The sequence below is a fragment of the Streptomyces sp. NBC_00461 genome (assembly GCF_036013935.1).
Lineage (GTDB): Bacteria > Actinomycetota > Actinomycetes > Streptomycetales > Streptomycetaceae > Streptomyces.
The window spans coordinates 7,778,624-7,794,904 of sequence record NZ_CP107902.1; the positions used below are offsets into that span (position 1 = coordinate 7,778,624).

15 protein-coding genes are annotated in these 16,281 nt (G+C 70.2%); all 15 read right to left on the reverse strand.

The genetic code is table 11. The annotated features are described in order from the left end of the window. Window positions 1-332: 332 nt before the first annotated feature. Window positions 333-1,805, reverse strand: a complete 1,473-nt coding sequence (locus OG870_RS36065; RefSeq protein WP_266843443.1) for a catalase — start codon at window positions 1,803-1,805, stop codon at window positions 333-335. A gap of 176 nt (window positions 1,806-1,981) precedes the next feature. Next, window positions 1,982-2,872 (reverse strand): 2-hydroxy-3-oxopropionate reductase, encoded by an 891-nt coding sequence (locus tag OG870_RS36070; protein ID WP_266843441.1) that lies wholly within the window; start codon window positions 2,870-2,872, stop codon window positions 1,982-1,984. A gap of 112 nt (window positions 2,873-2,984) precedes the next feature. Beyond that, window positions 2,985-3,842 carry a TIM barrel protein gene (locus tag OG870_RS36075; RefSeq protein ID WP_266591015.1) on the reverse strand — a complete coding sequence of 286 codons (858 nt, stop codon included), beginning with the start codon at window positions 3,840-3,842 and terminating at the stop codon, window positions 2,985-2,987. A gap of 158 nt (window positions 3,843-4,000) precedes the next feature. Further along, a complete protein-coding gene (locus OG870_RS36080) occupies window positions 4,001-4,687 on the reverse strand; it encodes a hypothetical protein (protein ID WP_266591017.1) in 687 nt (228 codons plus the stop codon). A gap of 27 nt (window positions 4,688-4,714) precedes the next feature. Further along, a complete protein-coding gene (locus OG870_RS36085; protein ID WP_327691870.1) occupies window positions 4,715-5,218 on the reverse strand; it encodes a hypothetical protein in 504 nt (167 codons plus the stop codon). Then, a complete protein-coding gene (locus tag OG870_RS36090; RefSeq protein WP_327691871.1) occupies window positions 5,191-6,468 on the reverse strand; it encodes an MlaD family protein in 1,278 nt (425 codons plus the stop codon). Before OG870_RS36090 ends, OG870_RS36085 begins: the two co-directional genes overlap by 28 nt. After that, window positions 6,465-7,742, reverse strand: a complete 1,278-nt coding sequence (locus tag OG870_RS36095) for an MCE family protein (RefSeq protein ID WP_327691872.1) — start codon at window positions 7,740-7,742, stop codon at window positions 6,465-6,467. The genes OG870_RS36090 and OG870_RS36095 overlap by 4 nt, the downstream gene beginning before the upstream one ends. Continuing rightward, on the reverse strand, window positions 7,739-8,839 hold the full coding sequence (locus OG870_RS36100) for an MCE family protein (protein WP_266592567.1): 1,101 nt from the start codon (window positions 8,837-8,839) through the stop codon (window positions 7,739-7,741). Before OG870_RS36100 ends, OG870_RS36095 begins: the two co-directional genes overlap by 4 nt. Window positions 8,840-8,874: 35 nt before the next feature. After that, window positions 8,875-9,855 carry an MCE family protein gene (locus tag OG870_RS36105; protein ID WP_327692355.1) on the reverse strand — a complete coding sequence of 327 codons (981 nt, stop codon included), beginning with the start codon at window positions 9,853-9,855 and terminating at the stop codon, window positions 8,875-8,877. A 278-nt stretch (window positions 9,856-10,133) separates the two neighbouring features. Then, window positions 10,134-11,171, reverse strand: a complete 1,038-nt coding sequence (locus OG870_RS36110) for an MlaD family protein (RefSeq protein WP_327691873.1) — start codon at window positions 11,169-11,171, stop codon at window positions 10,134-10,136. Then, on the reverse strand, window positions 11,168-12,412 hold the full coding sequence (locus tag OG870_RS36115; RefSeq protein ID WP_327691874.1) for an MCE family protein: 1,245 nt from the start codon (window positions 12,410-12,412) through the stop codon (window positions 11,168-11,170). The genes OG870_RS36110 and OG870_RS36115 overlap by 4 nt, the downstream gene beginning before the upstream one ends. 5 nt (window positions 12,413-12,417) lie before the next feature. Continuing rightward, window positions 12,418-13,221, reverse strand: a complete 804-nt coding sequence (locus OG870_RS36120; RefSeq protein ID WP_266523636.1) for an MlaE family ABC transporter permease — start codon at window positions 13,219-13,221, stop codon at window positions 12,418-12,420. A gap of 3 nt (window positions 13,222-13,224) precedes the next feature. Further along, complete coding sequence (locus OG870_RS36125) at window positions 13,225-13,995, reverse strand: MlaE family ABC transporter permease (protein ID WP_266523638.1); 771 nt, start codon at window positions 13,993-13,995, stop codon at window positions 13,225-13,227. Continuing rightward, on the reverse strand, window positions 13,992-14,933 hold the full coding sequence (locus OG870_RS36130) for an ABC transporter ATP-binding protein (protein WP_266591027.1): 942 nt from the start codon (window positions 14,931-14,933) through the stop codon (window positions 13,992-13,994). Before OG870_RS36130 ends, OG870_RS36125 begins: the two co-directional genes overlap by 4 nt. Before the next feature lie 259 nt (window positions 14,934-15,192). After that, a complete protein-coding gene (locus OG870_RS36135) occupies window positions 15,193-16,173 on the reverse strand; it encodes a sigma-70 family RNA polymerase sigma factor (RefSeq protein WP_327691875.1) in 981 nt (326 codons plus the stop codon). Window positions 16,174-16,281: the final 108 nt, after the last annotated feature.

The following is a 16,281-nucleotide window of genomic DNA, read 5'->3' on the forward strand; positions in this document are numbered from 1 at the left end:
ACTCCGGAGGCTCCGTACTCCGAGAACACCGAAAGGCGCCGGATGCGGGACCGTCCGCATCCGGCGCCTGACGCCCCGGTGGGTTGTGGCCGTCCGGCGGTGCGAGGCTGGGCGCGACAGGACGTTCGCGCCGCCGGACGGAGTCTGTGTGGCTGGGACCGCGGCGGATGCGATGAGAACCGGTGGCGTCCTTCCCTCAGGTCGAGAAGGGCGCCTCGGAACCTTCACCACCGCACTGGCTCGCACGCCGCCGCGGTCCCGGTCCTGCCCGAACGCCGCCGGACCACCCCTCATCCGGGTCCAACGCCGTTACGGGCGGCTTGAGTCGAGGCTCAGTCCTCGCGCAGGGCGCGGACCGCCTCCTCCACACGCCTGCCGTACTCCGGGTCGGCGGCGTGGAAGTGGGCCAGGTTCTTCTCGATCACGTCGTCGCGGGAGACCTGTGAGAGGCCGCCGGCGATGTTGGCGATCAGACGGGACTTCTCCTCGGCGGACATCAGGCGGTACAGCTCGCCCGCCTGGAAGAAGTCGTCGTCCTTGGTGTGCAGGGGCGCCTCGTGGGTGCCCGAGTGGCCGCTCAGCGCCAGCGGGGCCGCCAGGGGGCGGCCGGTCTCCACCGGGCCGTCGTACGAGTTCGGCTCGTAGTTCTTCGCCTCGCGGCCCTGGGCGTTGGTCGCCATGAGGCCGTCGCGGCCGTAGTTGCTCGCGACCGTCGCCCTGGGCGCGTTCACGGCGAGCTGCGTGTGGTTGACGCCCAGGCGGTAGCGGTGGGCGTCCGCGTAGGCGAAGAGGCGGCCCTGGAGCATCTTGTCCGGCGACGGGCCGATGCCCGGGACGAAGTTGTTCGGGGAGAACGCGGCCTGCTCGACCTCGGCGAAGACGTTGTCCGGGTTGCGGTCGAGGACCAGCCGGCCGACGCGCTGGAGCGGGAAGTCGCGGTGCGGCCACACCTTGGTGAGGTCGAAGGGGTTGAAGCGGTAGTCGGCCGCGTCCGCCGCGGGCATGACCTGCACGTACAGCGTCCAGGACGGGTTCACGCCCCGCTCGATCGCCTGCAGCAGGTCCGTCTGGTGGGAGTTCGCGTCCTTGCCCACGATCTCGGCGGCCTGCTCCGCGGACAGGCTGCGGATGCCCTGGTTCGTCTTGAAGTGGTACTTGACGAAGAAGGCCTCGCCGTCGGCGTTCGTCCACTGGTAGGTGTGCGAGCCGTAGCCGTTCATGTGGCGGTACGACGCCGGGATGCCGCGGTCGCCCATCAGCCAGGTCACCTGGTGCGTGGCCTCGGGGGCGTGCGCCCAGAAGTCCCAGACGCTGTCCGGCTCCTGGCGGCCCGTGAACGGGTCGCGCTTCTGCGAGTGGATGAAGTCCGGGAACTTGAGCGGGTCCTTGATGAAGAACACCGGGGTGTTGTTCCCGACGAGGTCGTAATTGCCCTCTTCCGTATAGAACTTGACCGCGAAGCCGCGCGGGTCACGGACGGCGTCCGCGCCGCCGAGCGAGTCGGCCACGGTCGAGAAGCGCAGGAAGACCTCGGTGCGCTTGCCCACGGCGCTCAGGAAGTCGGCGTGGGTGAACCCGGCGACGTCGTCCGTCACCTCGAAGTAGCCGTAGGCGCCCGAGCCACGGGCGTGCACCACGCGCTCCGGGATGCGCTCACGGTTGAAGCGCGCCAGCTTCTCCAGGAGGTGCTGGTCCTGGAGGAGGAGCGGGCCGCCGATGCCGGCGGAGGCTGAGTTCTGGTTGTCGGCGACCGGGGCGCCGGACTCCGTGGTGAGAGTTCTCGCCGTGAGCGCGCGCTTCGACATCGTGGACCTTCCGTGCGGGTGTCAGCGGAAAACTATTTCCGCTTTGTGGAGCCTAGGTTCGGAACATGCGGAGCGTCAACAGTTTGTTGAAGTGGTTTCCGGGCGACGCCACCGCCTGGGCGCGACAGGACAGATGTCAGCGGTGGCGCCGCCCGGAAGCTTTTGTGGCGCCTGGATCAGACCTGGGCGCCGGAGAGGCGCTCGACGGCCCGCAGGAGCGCCGAGTGGTCCAGGCCGCCGTCGCCCTGCGCTCGCAGGCTGGCGACCAGCTGGGCGACCACGGCGCCGACGGGAAGCGCGGCGCCGACATTGCGGGCGGCGTCCGTGACGATGCCCATGTCCTTGTGGTGCAGGTCGATCCGGAACCCCGGCTTGAAGTCGCGGCCGAGGAAGTTGTCCTTCTTGCGCGTCAGCACGGTCGAACCCGCGAGGCCGCCGTTGAGGACGTCCAAGGCGGCCTTCAGGTCCACGCCCGACTTCTCCAGGAAGACCACGGCCTCGGCGCACGCCTGGATGTTCACGGCGACGATCAGCTGGTTGGCGGCCTTCACGGTCTGGCCCGAGCCGTGCGGACCGCACAGCACGATGGTCTTGCCGAGCGCTTCGAGGATCGGCTTCGCGAGGTCGAAGTCCGCCTGCTCGCCGCCGACCATGATCGACAGTACGGCCTCGACGGCGCCGGCCTCACCACCGGACACGGGTGCGTCCAGGACGCGGATGCCCTGGCCCTCGGCGGCCTTCGCCAGGTCGACGGAGGTCTGCGGGGTGATCGAGGACATGTCGATCAGCAGCGCGCCGGAGCGCGCGTTCTCCAGGATGCCGTCGGGGCCATACGCGATCGCCTCGACCTGAGGCGACGCCGGCACCATCGTGACGATCACGTCGGCGTTCTTCACGGCCTCGGCGATGGACCCGGCCACGGTGCCGCCGGCGGCGGCGAGGCGGTCCAGCTTGTCCTGCTCCAGCGTGAAGCCGGTGACGTCGTAACCCGCCTTGATCAGGTTCTCGGACATGGGGGATCCCATGATGCCGAGGCCGATCCAGGCGATCTTGGGGAGGTTGCTCATGATTGGGGGTACCTCTCTGAACTGCGGTGCTACGTCTGTGGATTGGGGCTGGTCGGCATGTGGCGTGGCCGATGCGGGGCCCGGGGGCGGGCAACCCCCGCGGACGGTGCTGTCAGCGCGCGGCCCGCTGCTCCACCGGCAGCCAGCCGAAGGCTTCCGCGCTCGGGCGGTCGCCCGGCTTGTACTCAAGGCCGACCCAGCCGTCGTAGCCCGCCTTCGTCAGCTGGTCCAACAGCTCCTCCAGCGGCAGCGTCCCCGTTCCCGGCGCACCGCGCCCGGGGTTGTCGGCGATCTGCACATGACCGGTCTTCGCGGCGTACCGCTCGATCACCGACGGCAGGTCCTCGCCGTTCATGGACAGGTGGTAGAGGTCCATGAGGAACTTCGCGTTGCCGAGACCGGTCGCCTCGTTGACCTTGTCGACGATGCCGATGCCCGCCGGGGCGGACACGAGCGGATACAGCGGCGACTCCGGCTTGTTCAGGGTCTCGATGAGGAGAATCGCGCCGATGCGATCGGCCGCGCGCGCGGCGAGGACCAGGTTCTCCAGGGCCAGCGCGTCCTGCTGTGCCGGGTCCACGCCCTCGACGCGGTTGCCGTACAGCGCGTTGAGCGCCTTGCAGCCCAGGGACTCGGCGAAACCGGCGGCCACGTCGATGTTGGCGCGGAACTTCTCCGACTCCTCGCCGGGGATGGACAGGGCGCCGCGGTCCGGTCCGGGCAGTTGTCCGGCGTAGAAGTTCAGCCCCGTGAGCTGGACGCCCGCATCCTCGATCGCCTTCTTCAGGGCGTCGAGCTCGGGCTGCCCGGGGGTGGGGGAGTCGACCCAGGGCCACCACAGCTCGACCGCGGTGAAGCCCGCGGCGGCGGCAGCCGCAGGGCGCTCCAGGAGCGGGAGTTCCGTGAAGAGGATCGACAGGTTGACGTTGAAGCGCTGGTCTGCGGCTGTGCCCAGTTCAAAACCTGGCATGGGGTCGGCGCTCCCTTCCATGGCGGCTTGTTATTTCGTATTGCGGAAGTTTGTTTCTGCTTAATGGAAGACTGCCTGGGGTGGGGGAGAGCTGTCAAGGGCGTCGGCACAAAAAACGCCCCCGCGCCGGATGCGCGGGGGCACGTCGAAGAGGCTGATCAGAGTGCGTCTACGGCGCTCACCTGCCAGCCCTCGGACGTGTGGTTCATCGTCATCCGTACGCGGTTCAGGTCCAGCCGGGAGCCCGAGACCTGGGTGCTCCGCGTGACCTGGTTGACGAAGAGCAGGACGGTGACCCTGTCCGGTGACGCCGAGGCGACGGAGGCCGCGGCGACCGTCGCGTTCACCACCCCGTGGTACTTCTTCGCCGTCGGCCCGACCACACTCGTCGTCGTCTTCCCGTACTCGTCCCGGAAGTGTCCGGTCAGGTGCGTACGCGCCCGCGCGAAGTCGCGGTCCAGATGCCGGTAGTCGTACGACAGCACGACCGGCGCCGCGGTCCGCGCGGCCGTGAGGGCCCCCGACCGGGCGCTCTCCGTGCGCCGCTCCTGCGCGTACTGCCACCCGAGCACCGAGGCCGCGACCAGGCCCACGACGAGGAGGGCGCCGACCACCACGGTGAGCAGCCGGCGTCGGGGCGGAGGCGACGGTGCTTCTTCCCGAGAGGCCTGAGATGTCCGAGAGGCCTGAGGTGTCTCAGGCGCCTGGCGGGCCCGGGGGACCTGAGGGGACCCGGGGGCCCGGGGCGACGGCTCCGGCGTCAGGGGCTCCACCCGTTGGGTGCGCTTGGCCGCCGCGCGGGCGGCCGCGTTCATCGCGCGGCTGCGGACGGTCGGGTTCGCCATGGTCGTACTCCTCACTGGTGGGGCGGATCAGCCCACGAACTCGACGTCGGAGGTGAGCCAGCGCCCGCCCCGGTACACCAGGTCGAGCCGCAGCCGATACGTGCGAGCCTCCCCCTTGGGCACGGCGGTGTTGGTCACCTTGCTGTCGGCGACCACCAGGACGCGGGCCGAGCGGGCGTCCGACCGGACGATGCCGGCGTCGAGGACCTGCCCCTCGGACACGGACCTGTTCTCGGCGACCAGCTTGGTCAGGTCCTGCGTCTGCGCACTGAACTGCTTCTTGAAGTCGCCGGTGGCGCCCTTGAGGACGTTCGTGCTGTCCCGGTCGTAGTGCCGGTAGTCGAGCGAGGTGAAGTTCAGCGCGGACTGGCGGGCGGCGGACAGGATGTCCTGCCGTCTCATCTCCCTCTCGTGCTGGTCGTGGAGGCGCAGGCTCAGCCAGAGCGCGACCGCGGTGGTGAGGACGGTCGCCACGACGAGTCCGACCGTGAGCGCCCTTCCGTTCAGGCCATCGGACCAACGAGCAGCCATTGCCACGACTCCTTTCCGAACAGTGTCTGCTGGCCGCCCGTCGAGCCGATCTCGACGGGCCTTCCGTCCGGGCCGGACGCGGTGCCGGTCTCCGGGTCGTATGGCGTGACGTACGCCGCCTGGTTCGCGCCGCCCGACGCGGACCGCGCGCCGGGGGCATTCTGCGCGCCGCGCACCGACGTCCTGCCGCCGCGCGGGGCGGTGCAGCGCGCGTCGGTGTTCGCCGCGCGCTTGCCGGTGTCCGAGGGGTCCCGCCAGGTCGTGCCGTACCCCTGGGTGCAGGCGGGCGGGTCGTCGGCGTTCACCACAAGGCCGAAGTGGAACGTGCCGTCGCCCGGGACGACCGTGTAGCTGCCCGAGACCAGTGCCGGGAAGGTGACGAGCGCCTGCTCGACGCCGGGCAGGCGGGCGAGCGTGACCTGGCCGCCGCTGATCAGGTTGGCCAGCAGGACCGAAAGCTGCGGACCGGTCGACTTCAGCAGGGAGTTGACCTCCTGGGCGGCCGGGGTGGCGTTGCCGATCAGCTTGCGCAGGTCTCCGTCGCTCGACTTCAACCGGGCGGACAGCAAGGCCAGATCGTGTGCGAACGACTTGATGGACGAACCCTGGTCGGCCTGCGTCCTGAGGACCTTCCGGGAGTCCTCGATCAGCGAGATCGTCTGGGGCAGCGACGCGGACGCCGACTCGACGAGCGCGTTGCCGGAGTCCACCAGCCGGCTCAGATCCGGTCCCGTCCCGTCGAAGGCCTTGCCCAACTCGTCGACGGTGACCCGCAGATCGTCCTTGCCGACGGAGTTCACCAGCCGGTCCAGACCGAGGACCAGCTCGGTCGTGGGCAGCGGCACGCGCGTGCTGCCGCGCGGGATCGCGCTGCCGTCGAGGAGGTACGGACCGTGGGAGGTCCGCGGCTGCAGATCGACGTACTGCTCGCCCACCGCCGAACGGTTCGCGACCACGGCGAGGGTGTCCGCCGGGATGCGCGGCGCCCCGTCCTCGATGTCGAGGGCGACCGACACTCCGCCGTCGCCGGTCAGCCCCAGCTTGCCGACGCGGCCCACCGGCACCCCGCGGTAGGTGACCTCGGCGCCCGGGAAGACTCCCCCGGAGTCGGCGAAGTCGGCCCGCACCGTGTAGCCGCGGTCCAGGACGTCGTCCACCAGGCCCGTGTACTCGGCGCCGACGTACGACACCCCGACGGCGGTGACGGTGGCGAAGGCGAGCAACTGCGCCTTGACGGTACGGGTGATCACGGCTGGACCCCCTTCAGCATCAGCTCGGCGAGCGCGAGGTCGATCCCCTCGGGCGGCTTGGCGTTCGTGGTGTAGCTGCTCGTGCACACCGGCGGGCAGAGCGGCCCGCCGCCGCCCGAGGGAGCCGACGGCTCCGACGGGGTCGACGGCAGGCCCGGTGTGCTCGGCAGTGCGGTCGGTGTCGGGACCTTCGGCAGGTCCGGGAGATCCGGATCCGGCACGTCGGGTGTGCCGGGTGGCTGCGAACCGCCGTCGCCCCGGCCGGAGTTGCCGCCCGTCACGTTCCCGTAGAGGCCCGCCAGATCGAGGTCCGCGGTGAGGTGGAGGTTGACGTAGTCACCCTTGACGGCCTCCGTGGCGTTGCGCGGGAACGGGTAAGTGGTCAGCAGTTCAAGGGAGTTGGGCAGATCGCTGCCCGCCTTGTTCAGCTGCTGCAGGATCGGTCGGAGCTTCTCGAGGTTCGCGACGGTGTCGTCGTGCGAGGCCTCGACCACCTTCGTGCCCGTCCTGCCGAGCTTGGACAGGGCGGTGAGCATCTTCGTCAGGTTGCGCCGCTGGCCCGCCAGCACCTTCAGCGCGGGCGGCATCGTGTCGACGGCGTCGGCGATGGTCTTCTTCTCCTTGCCGAGCCGCCCCGCGAGCCGGTCGACGGCCTTGATCGCGCGGACGGTGTCCGCCTTCTGCTCGTCCAGCCCGCCGACGAACGTGTTCAGTTCCCTGAGCAGGGACCTGACCCGGTTCTCCCGGCCGTCCAGGGCCTTGTTCAGCTCCACGGTGATCGTCTTGAGCTGGGCCACGCCGCCGCCGTTGAGCAGGGCGGACAGTGCGGACAGCACCTCCTCGACCTCGGGATTGCGGCCGCTGCGGGACAGCGGAACGCGGTCGCCGTCGCGCAGCCGGCCCACGGGGGCGGTGCCGGCCGGGGCGGCGAGCGCCACGTACTTCTCGCCGAGCAGGCTGGTCTGCCGCAGCTCGGCGACCGCGTTGGCGGGCAGCTTCACCGAGTCGGCGACCCGCAGCCGTACGCGTGCGTGCCAGCCGTCCAGCTGCACCTTCTCGACCGCGCCCACGGTGACGTCGTCGACCTTCACCGCCGACTGCGGTACGAGATCGAGGACGTCGCGGAACTCGACGGTGACGTGGTATGCGTGTCCGTCCGCGGCCGCGCCACCGGGCAGCGGGACGTCGTACCAGCCGTTGAACTCGCAGCCGGACAGCAGCAGCGAACCGACCGCCGCCCAGGCGAAGGTCCCCGCCTTGCGTCGTACGCTCATGCGCTCGCCCCCAGGATCCCGCCGAGCGTCCTGTCGGTCGTGCCCGTCACCGCGGTGCCCTGCGTGGGCACGTCGGGCAGGGAGTCGAAGAGTTTCCTCAGCTCCTTGCAGTCGGGGTTCTTGCCGCCCTCGTCGCCCGCCGTCCTGAGCAGGGAACACAGGAGGGAGGCCGGATCCTGCGCCTGCCGGGCGTTGTTACGGGTGTCGAGGGTGCCGGAGGACGGGTTGTAGGCGTTGTTGAGGTTCGACAGGCCCGCGGGTGCCACCGCCAACAGCTCGTCCAGCGCGGCCCGTTGGGTGACGAGCACCTTGGTCACCTTGCTCAGGCCCCGCACGTCCGAGGTCAGCGCCTTCTTGTTGTGCTTCACGAAGGAGGACACGTCGCCGAGGGCCGTGGCGAGGTTCGCGAGTGCCGCCGCGAGGTCCTTCCGCTCGCCCGACAGCTGCTGCGCGACCTTGGCGAGGCTGGTGTCGAACGACCGCACGCTCTTGTCGTCGGCCGCGAGCGCCGCCGTGAACACCTGCAGGTTCCGCACCGTGCCGAACAGGTCCCTACGGCCGTCGGACAGCGTGGTGACCGCCTGCGAGAGGTCCTGGACCGTCCGGTTGAGGTTCTCCCCCTGCCCGTCGAGGTTGTCGGCGCTCACCCCGAGCAGCCGCGAAAGGGAGCCGTTCTTGTTGGCGCCCTTGGGGCCGAGGGCGTCCGCGGTGGTGTGCAGGCTGTCGAAGATGCGGTCCAGTTCCACGGGTACGGCGGTGCGCTTCTCGGGGATGACGGCACCGCTGCGCATCACCGGACCCTTCCGGTACACCGGCAGCAGTTGTACGTAACGGTCGCTGACCACCGAGGAGTTGATGATCGCGGCCTTGGCGTCGGCGGGCACCTTGCGCCCTTCGTCGTACTCGAACTCGACGCGCACCCGGTCGCCCTCGGGCGTGATCTTCCCGACCTCGCCGATCCGTACGCCGAGCACGCGGACGTCCGAGCCGGGATAGATGCCGACGGTGCGCGGGAAGTACGCGGTGACGTGGACCTTCCCGGGCCGCGGCCACAGCACGTAGGTGAGGGCGGCGACCAGGGCCAGTGCGGTGAGCATCGCCACCCGCCTGGTCTGGCGGCTCTTCAGACGCTTCACCGGTCGCCTCCCGTCCGCGGCGTCACCGGAGCGGCGACGAGGTTCTGGACGTAGGAGTCGAACCAGCGGCCGTTGCCGAGGGTGTTGGTGAAGAGCCGGACGTAGGGCGCGAGCAGCCGCACGCTCCGGTCGAGACTGGACTGGTTGCGTTCGAGCATCTGCACCACACGCTTCAGGCCCTTCAACGCGGGCCCGATCTCCTTGTTGTTGTCGTCGACCAGGCCGGACAGCTCGATGCCGAGCGCGGCGGAGGTCTTCAGCAGTCGGTGGATCGCCGTGCGGCGTTTGCCGATCTCCTTGAACAGCTTGTCGCCGTCCTTGATCAGGGCGGTGAAGTCCTTGGAGCGGTCGGCGAGTACGCCGGTCGTGCCGTTCGCGTGGTCGAGGAGTTCGCCGAGGGCCTTGTCGCGCGAGGCCACCGTGCGGGAGATCCGCGACAGGCCCTTGATGGACGCGCGCACTTCGGCCGGCGAGTCCTGGAAGGTGGTGGAGATGGTGTCCAGGGCCTTCGCCAGCCGGTCGGTGTCGACCTTCTCCGAGGTGGTGGTGAGGTCGCTGAACGCCTGCACGACGTCGTACGCCGCCACCGTCCGCCGCAGCGGGATCTCACTGCCGGGCTCCAACTGGCCCGGCCCCTTGGGCTGCAGGGCCAAGTACTTGGCGCCGAGGATCGTCTTCACCCGGATCGACGCGCCGGTCTCCGTGCCGAAGGCCGGATCGCCCTTCACCTTGAACGTGACCTTGACGTGGTCGCCGTCCAGGTCGACGTCCCCGACCTTGCCGACCTTCACCCCGGCGATCCGCACCTCGTCGCCGGGCTTGAGACCGCCCGCCTCCGAGAAGGCCGCGCTGTACGTCTTTCCGTCGCCGATGAAGGGCAGGCTGTCGGCGTTGAACGCGGCCACCGTCAGCAGCGCGAGGACGGTGAGGCCCACGGCGCCGATGACGACGGGATTGCGCTCCCGGAACGGGATCAGGCGCGGGCGCCGGATCCGCGGGAGCCTGATGCGGGGCGGGTCGATGCGGACCTTCACCAGCGGCTGCGGTCTGCCGGGGCGGGGAGCCCGGCGGGGGAGCCGTATCCGCGGCAGCTTCGGCGGGTCGATGCGGACCTTCACCAGCGGCTGCGGCTTGCGCGGGCGCGGTGCCCGGCGCGGGAGCAGCCGTACCTTCGGCAGCCGCATCCGGGGCAGCTTCGGCGGGTCGATACGGACCTTCACCAGGGGTTCGGGGCGGTTCTTGCGGGAGACGCGGGTCACGAGCCGCACCTCGCCCTCGCCACGTGCAGGTCGGGGGTCAGCGCCTGCTTGGTCTTCGGCAGCACGATCCGGCCGTCGAAGTCGCAGAGGTAGAAGTTGAACCACGAGCCGTAGGACGCGGTCCCCGTCAGTGCGTTGAGCTTGTTCGGCAGCCGCTTCAGGACGCCCTCCACGGTCTTCTCGTTGTCGTTCAGCGTCCCGGTGAGATCGGTCAGCTTGGCGATGTCGTCCTTCAACGGCGGCCGCGCGTCCGTCAGCAGCCCCGAGGTGGCGTCCGTCAGGTCGCCGATGTTCGTCAGCGACTCGCCGATGGGCTTGCGGTCGGCGGACAGACCGGAGATCACCCGCCGCAGCTGCTTGAGCAGCCCGGAGAACCGGGCGCCGCGCTTGTCCAGCGTCGCCAGCACGGTGTTGAGGTTGTCGATCACCGAGCCGATCAGCTTGTCGCGGCCGGCCAGTGTCGTGGTGAGCGAAGCCGTGTGCGCCAGCAGGCTGTTGACCGTGCCGCCCTCGCCCTGCAGCGTCCTGATGATCTCGGTGGCGAGCTGGTTGACGTCCTGTGGGCTGAGCGCGGCGAACAGCGGTTTGAAGCCGTTCAGCAGGGCGTTGAGGTCCAGCGCGGGCTGGGTGCGCCGCAGCGGAATGGTGGCGCCCGGCCTCAGCCGGGTGCCGTCGCCCGCGCCCTCGGTCAGGGCGACGTAGCGCTGCCCGACCAGGTTGCGATAGCGGATGACGGCGTGCGTGCTGGTGAGCAGCGGCCGGTCCGCGCTCGCGCTGAAGCTGACCTCCGCCAGCGTCCGGTGCTTGATCCGGATGCCCTCGACCTCGCCGACCCGCACTCCGGCGACCCGGATGTCGTCGCCCTTCTCCAGGCCCGTGACATCGCTGAAGACGGCACGGTAGGTGTGCTCGGGGGTGAAGGAGAGGTTGACGATGGTGGCGGCGAGCAGCGCCGTCGCCACCACCGTCACCAGGGCGAAGAGGCTGAACTTGATGAGAGGGGCCGCGGTCTTCCGGGCTGCCGACGTCTTCATGCGACGCTCACCGCCGTCCCGCGTGCCATCGGCCCGAACAGCAGCGTCGCGACCGGCGGCACCTCGTCGGCCGGCACGCCCAGCACCGGCGACACCAGCGAGCCGACGGCCCGCTGCTCGGACCGGGTGGCGGACACACCGAGCGGTCCGGACGAACTGCCCTTTCTGGAGCCGTCGTTGAGCTGGACGCCGGGCGCCGGGACCGAAGGGCTCGGCAGATCACGGCAGTCGGGGCCCGAACCGTCGCCGTAACGCGGCTCCTCGCCGGGTTCGTACGCCCCCTGCTGCCGTACGACCTCGAGCGTGATGTGCATCCTGCCGCCCCGGAACGCCTGGTCGGAGGCCTGCTCCTCGTGGACCAGGCCGGCCAGGAGGCAGGGGTACTCGGGGGAGTAGCGGGCGAAGAGCTCCAGCGTCGGGCGGGAGACCCGGCCGAGGCTGATCAGCCGGTCGCCGTTCGCGCCGAGGAAGTCGTCGGCGGTGTCCGCGGCCGTCGCCGTCGTGGTGAGCGCGGACGCGAGCCGGTCCTGCTGCTCGACCAGGGTGCGGCTGGTGGTGACGGTGTTGCGCAGGATCTCCATCAGGTCCGGTGCCGCGTCGCCGTACACCTTCGCGACGTCGGCCAGACGGGCGAAGTCCTCGGTGAGGGACGGCAGATGAGGATTGAGGCGGTGCAGATAGTCCTCCACGCGGGTGAGGTTGTCGCCGATCCGGTCGCCGCGCCCTTCGAGGGCGGTGGCGAACGCGGAGAGCGTGGCGTTGAGCTTGCCGGGCCGCACGGTCCGCAGCAGCGGCAGCAGGTCGTTCATCAGCTGCTGCACCTCGATGCCGACGCGGGTGCGGTCCTGGGGGATGACGTCGCCGGCCCGGATGGGCCGAGCTGATGCATGCGCAGTGTGGGCGGGCGCGACCAGGTCGACGTACTTCTCGCCGAACAGCGTCTTGGGCAGCAGGCGGGCCCGCACGTCGGAGGGGATGTCGTCGGCGTACTGCGGCTTGAGCGCGATGTCGAGGATCGCCTTCGTCCCGTCGGCGTGCACCGAGCGCACCTCGCCGACCAGCAGACCGCGCAGCTTGACGTCGGCGCGCGGGTCGAGCTGGTTGCCGAGGCTGTCGGCCTCCAGCGTGATCCGCACGGCCGGGGTGAACACCTGCCGGTACACGGCGACGGACAACGACAGCAGCACGGCGAGCACGACGATGAACACCAGGCCGTACAACCGCAGTCTCAGCACCCTCATACGGTTCACCCCGCAATCCGTACGGTCGTGTTGGCGCCCCAGATCGCGAGCGACAGGAAGAAGTCCAGGACGTTGATCGCCACGATCGAGGTCCGCACGGCGCGGCCCACCGCGACGCCGACGCCCGCCGGGCCGCCGCTCGCGTGGTAGCCGTAGAAGCAGTGCACGAGGATGATCAGGACGGCGAAGACGAGCACCTTCCCGAAGGACCACAGGACGTCCACCGGCGGCAGGTACTGGGAGAAGTAGTGGTCGTAGGTGCCGGCCGACTGCCCGTAGTAGCCGGTGGTGATCGTGCGGGCGGCGAGGTACGAGGACAGCAGCCCGATCACGTACAGCGGGATCACGGCGACGAACCCGGCGATCATCCGGGTGGTCACCAGGAACGGCAGCGAGGGCACGCCCATGACCTCCAGAGCGTCGGTCTCCTCGCTGATCCGCATGGCGCCCAGCTGTGCGGTGAAGCCGGCGCCGACGGTCGCGGAGAGCGCGAGCCCGGCCACCAGCGGTGCGATCTCCCGGGTGTTGAAGTACGCCGAGAGGAAGGCCACGAAGTTCGAGGTGCCCAGCTGGTTGAGGGCCGCGTAGCCCTGCAGGCCCACCTCCGTGCCGGTGAAGAACGACAGGAAGGCGATCACACCGACCGTGCCGCCCACCACCGCGAGCGCGCCACGGCCGAAGCTCACCTCGGCGAGCAGCCGCAGGATCTCCTTCTTGTAGCGCCGCACGGTGCGGCCGGTCCAGGCCAACGAGCGGCCGTAGAAGGAGAGTTGGCTGCCCAGCCCCTCCAGACTTTTCAGGAGTGCCATGCCTCAGCCCCTCTGCGGGACGACCTGGAAGTACACCGCGGTCATCACGAAGTTCGTCACGAACAGCAACATGAAGGTGATCACCACCGACTGGTTCACGGCGTCGCCCACACCCTTGGGACCGCCTTTCGCCGTAAGTCCCTTGTACGAGGCGACGATTGCCGCGAGAGCCCCGAACACCAGCGCCTTGACCTCGGCCGCCCACAGGTCGGAGAGCTGGGCGAGGGTGGTGAAGGAGGCGAGGTAGGCGCCCGGAGTGCCGTTCTGCAGAACGACGTTGAAGAAGTAGCCGCCGGCGACACCGACCACCGACACCAGGCCGTTGAGCAGCACCGCCACGACCATGGACGCGAGTACGCGCGGCACGACGAGCCGGTGGATGGGATCGATGCCCAGCACCTGCATCGCGTCGATCTCCTCGCGGATCTTCCGCGCCCCGAGGTCCGCGCAGATCGCCGTGCCGCCCGCGCCCGCGATCAGCAGTGCGGTGACGATCGGCGAGGCCTCGCGCAGCACCGCCAGCACGGACGCCGCCCCGGAGAAGGACTGGGCGCCGAGCTGCCGCGTGAGGCTGCCGATCTGCAGGGCGATGACCGCGCCGAAGGGAATGGACACGAGCGCGGTCGGCAGGATGGTGACGCTCGCGACGAACCAGGCCTGCTGGATGAACTCCCTGGCCTGGAACGGCCGTCGGGGCATCGTACGGACGACGTCCAGCGCCATCGCGAACAGGTTCCCCGACTGCCGCAGCGCTCCGGTCGGCGACACTCTCATACGTCCGCCACCGCCTTCCGGCGACGCAGCTCCGCCTCGCGCTCGGCGATCGCGTCCCAGCGGGGTGGGCGGAGGATGCCCGGCCCCGGCAGCAGGCGGGGAGTCAGAGCCTGGCTGCCGGGAGTCTGTGTGCGGTCACCCAGTTGCGCCAGCTCCTGCTCGACCTGGGCGGCATCCTTCTCCTCCGCCATGCCGATCGGGCCCTGCATCCGCCCGTTCAGGAACTGCCGCACGACCGGTTCGTCACTGGTCAGCAGCTCCTCGCGCGGTCCGAACATCACCAGTTCGCGCCGGAACAACAGCCCGATGTTGTCCGGTACTTGGCGCGCCGAGGCGATGTCGTGGGTGACGATCAGGAAGGTCGCGTCGATCTGGGCGTTGAGGTCGACGATGAGCTGGTTGAGATAGGCGACGCGGACGGGGTCGAGGCCGGAGTCGGGTTCGTCGAAGAGGATGATCTCGGGATCGAGGACGAGGGCCCGGGCGAGCCCGGCCCGCTTCCGCATCCCGCCGGATATCTCGCCGGGCAGCTTCCCCTCCGAACCGATCAGCCCGACCATGTCCATCTTCTCCAGCACGATGTGCCGGATCTGGCTCTCGGACCTGCGGGTGTGCTCGCGCAGCGGGAACGCGATGTTGTCGTAGAGATTCATCGAACCGAACAGCGCGCCGTCCTGGAACAGCACGCCGAACAGCTTCCGCACCTCGTAGAGCTCGTGCTCGCGGAGCCTCGTGATGTCCCGGCCCGCGACCTTCACGCTTCCGCGGTCCGGCTTCAGCAGCCCCACGAGCGTCTTGAGGAACACCGACTTGCCCGTGCCGGAGGGGCCGAGCAGGACCGAGACCTCCCCGGCGGGCAGCGTCAGCGAGACGTCCTGCCAGATGACCTGGTGCCCGAAGGACTTGGTCAGCCCTTCCACACAGATCTCGACACCCATCCGTCACACCCTTCGGCCCGTGGAGCAGCTCCGACATCTGCTCTACGGGGAGGGACGGGGCGTCCGTCGCGGCAGAAGGGATTTTTTTTCGGGCGTGGGAGGGGGAGAGCTCGGATCGCCTGTCCCGGCGGGCTCGGGAGCGCTCGCGCGGCGCATTGTTCTCGGGCGGGTCTGCGCGACCGGCTCGGGAAGGCCCGCGGGATCGGCTCGGGGGCCGCCGGATCGGTCCGTGCCGGTCCAGGGCCGGCTCGGGCCCGCTCTACGGGACCGACGGGAGTGCGCTCAGGGTCGGAGTGGGGAGGGAGACGGACGGAAGGGAGGGAACAGCCGAGTCGGCCGGCGTCGAAGGCAGGTCGGGCAGGTCCGTCACCTTCGGCAGCGCGGGAACCCCGGAGACCTTGGGCACCTGCGGGACCGCCGGCGCCGACACCTGCGGCAGGGGCGGCACGGACAGCGGTACGGCACGGGATCCGTCGCCGGACGAGCCGGCCGTCCGGGGAGTGGCCGTCGTGGCCGAGGGTTCGGGTGACCGCCGGGTGCGGGCCGTGCCGGTGGCCTCGGTCCGCAGGGCTCCCGCGCCGGGAGCCACCGACGGACGCGGCGCCGTCCTGGCACCGCCGCCCCCGTCCAGCGCATACGGCAGCACCAGGCCCGCCACCGCCAGCGTCGCCGCCGTCGACGCGACCGCCACGGCCTGCGCCTTGCCGCCGGCCTTGAGGCGCCCCCGGCCCAGCAGGAAGAGAAGGAAACCGAGCGTCGCGGCGAGGGAGTTGCGCAGGGTCCGTCGGGCCCGGGCGAGCAGCGACTCGACCGTGCGGTAGCTGAGCCCCATCTTCACGGCGACCTGGCCGACGTCCAGGTCCTCGGACTTCAGCCGCAGCGCCTCCGCCTGCCGGGCGGGCAGCTCACCGCTGCGCACCGCCAGCCACCTGGCTTCGGCCCGGTCGCACACCGCCTCCTCCACCGGCACCGGACCAGGCGCGATCAGCGTCGGGCTGACGCGGACCTCGGCCTCGCGGTTGACCTGGCGGTACCGGTCGACGCACAGCCGCATGGTCACCGTCGTCAGCCACGCACCGAGCCGCTCGTCGTCCAGATCGGGCCGTTCCGCGGCGCGCAGCATCGCCTCGTGCACGGCGTCCTCGGCGTCCTCCCGGCTCATCGACCTGCGCCGGGCCACCTTGAGCAGCTGCTCGCGGTGGCTCCACATACGCTGCCAACGCTCGTCTGCGGCTTCCATATCCGCAGGCATCTCCGTCGCCATGAGGGCCCCTTCGCGCTCACCCGCCGGACAGGCCCTGGTCCCGGACCGGCGGGTGGCGACATTACCGCCGGGTAGCAGCGGTTG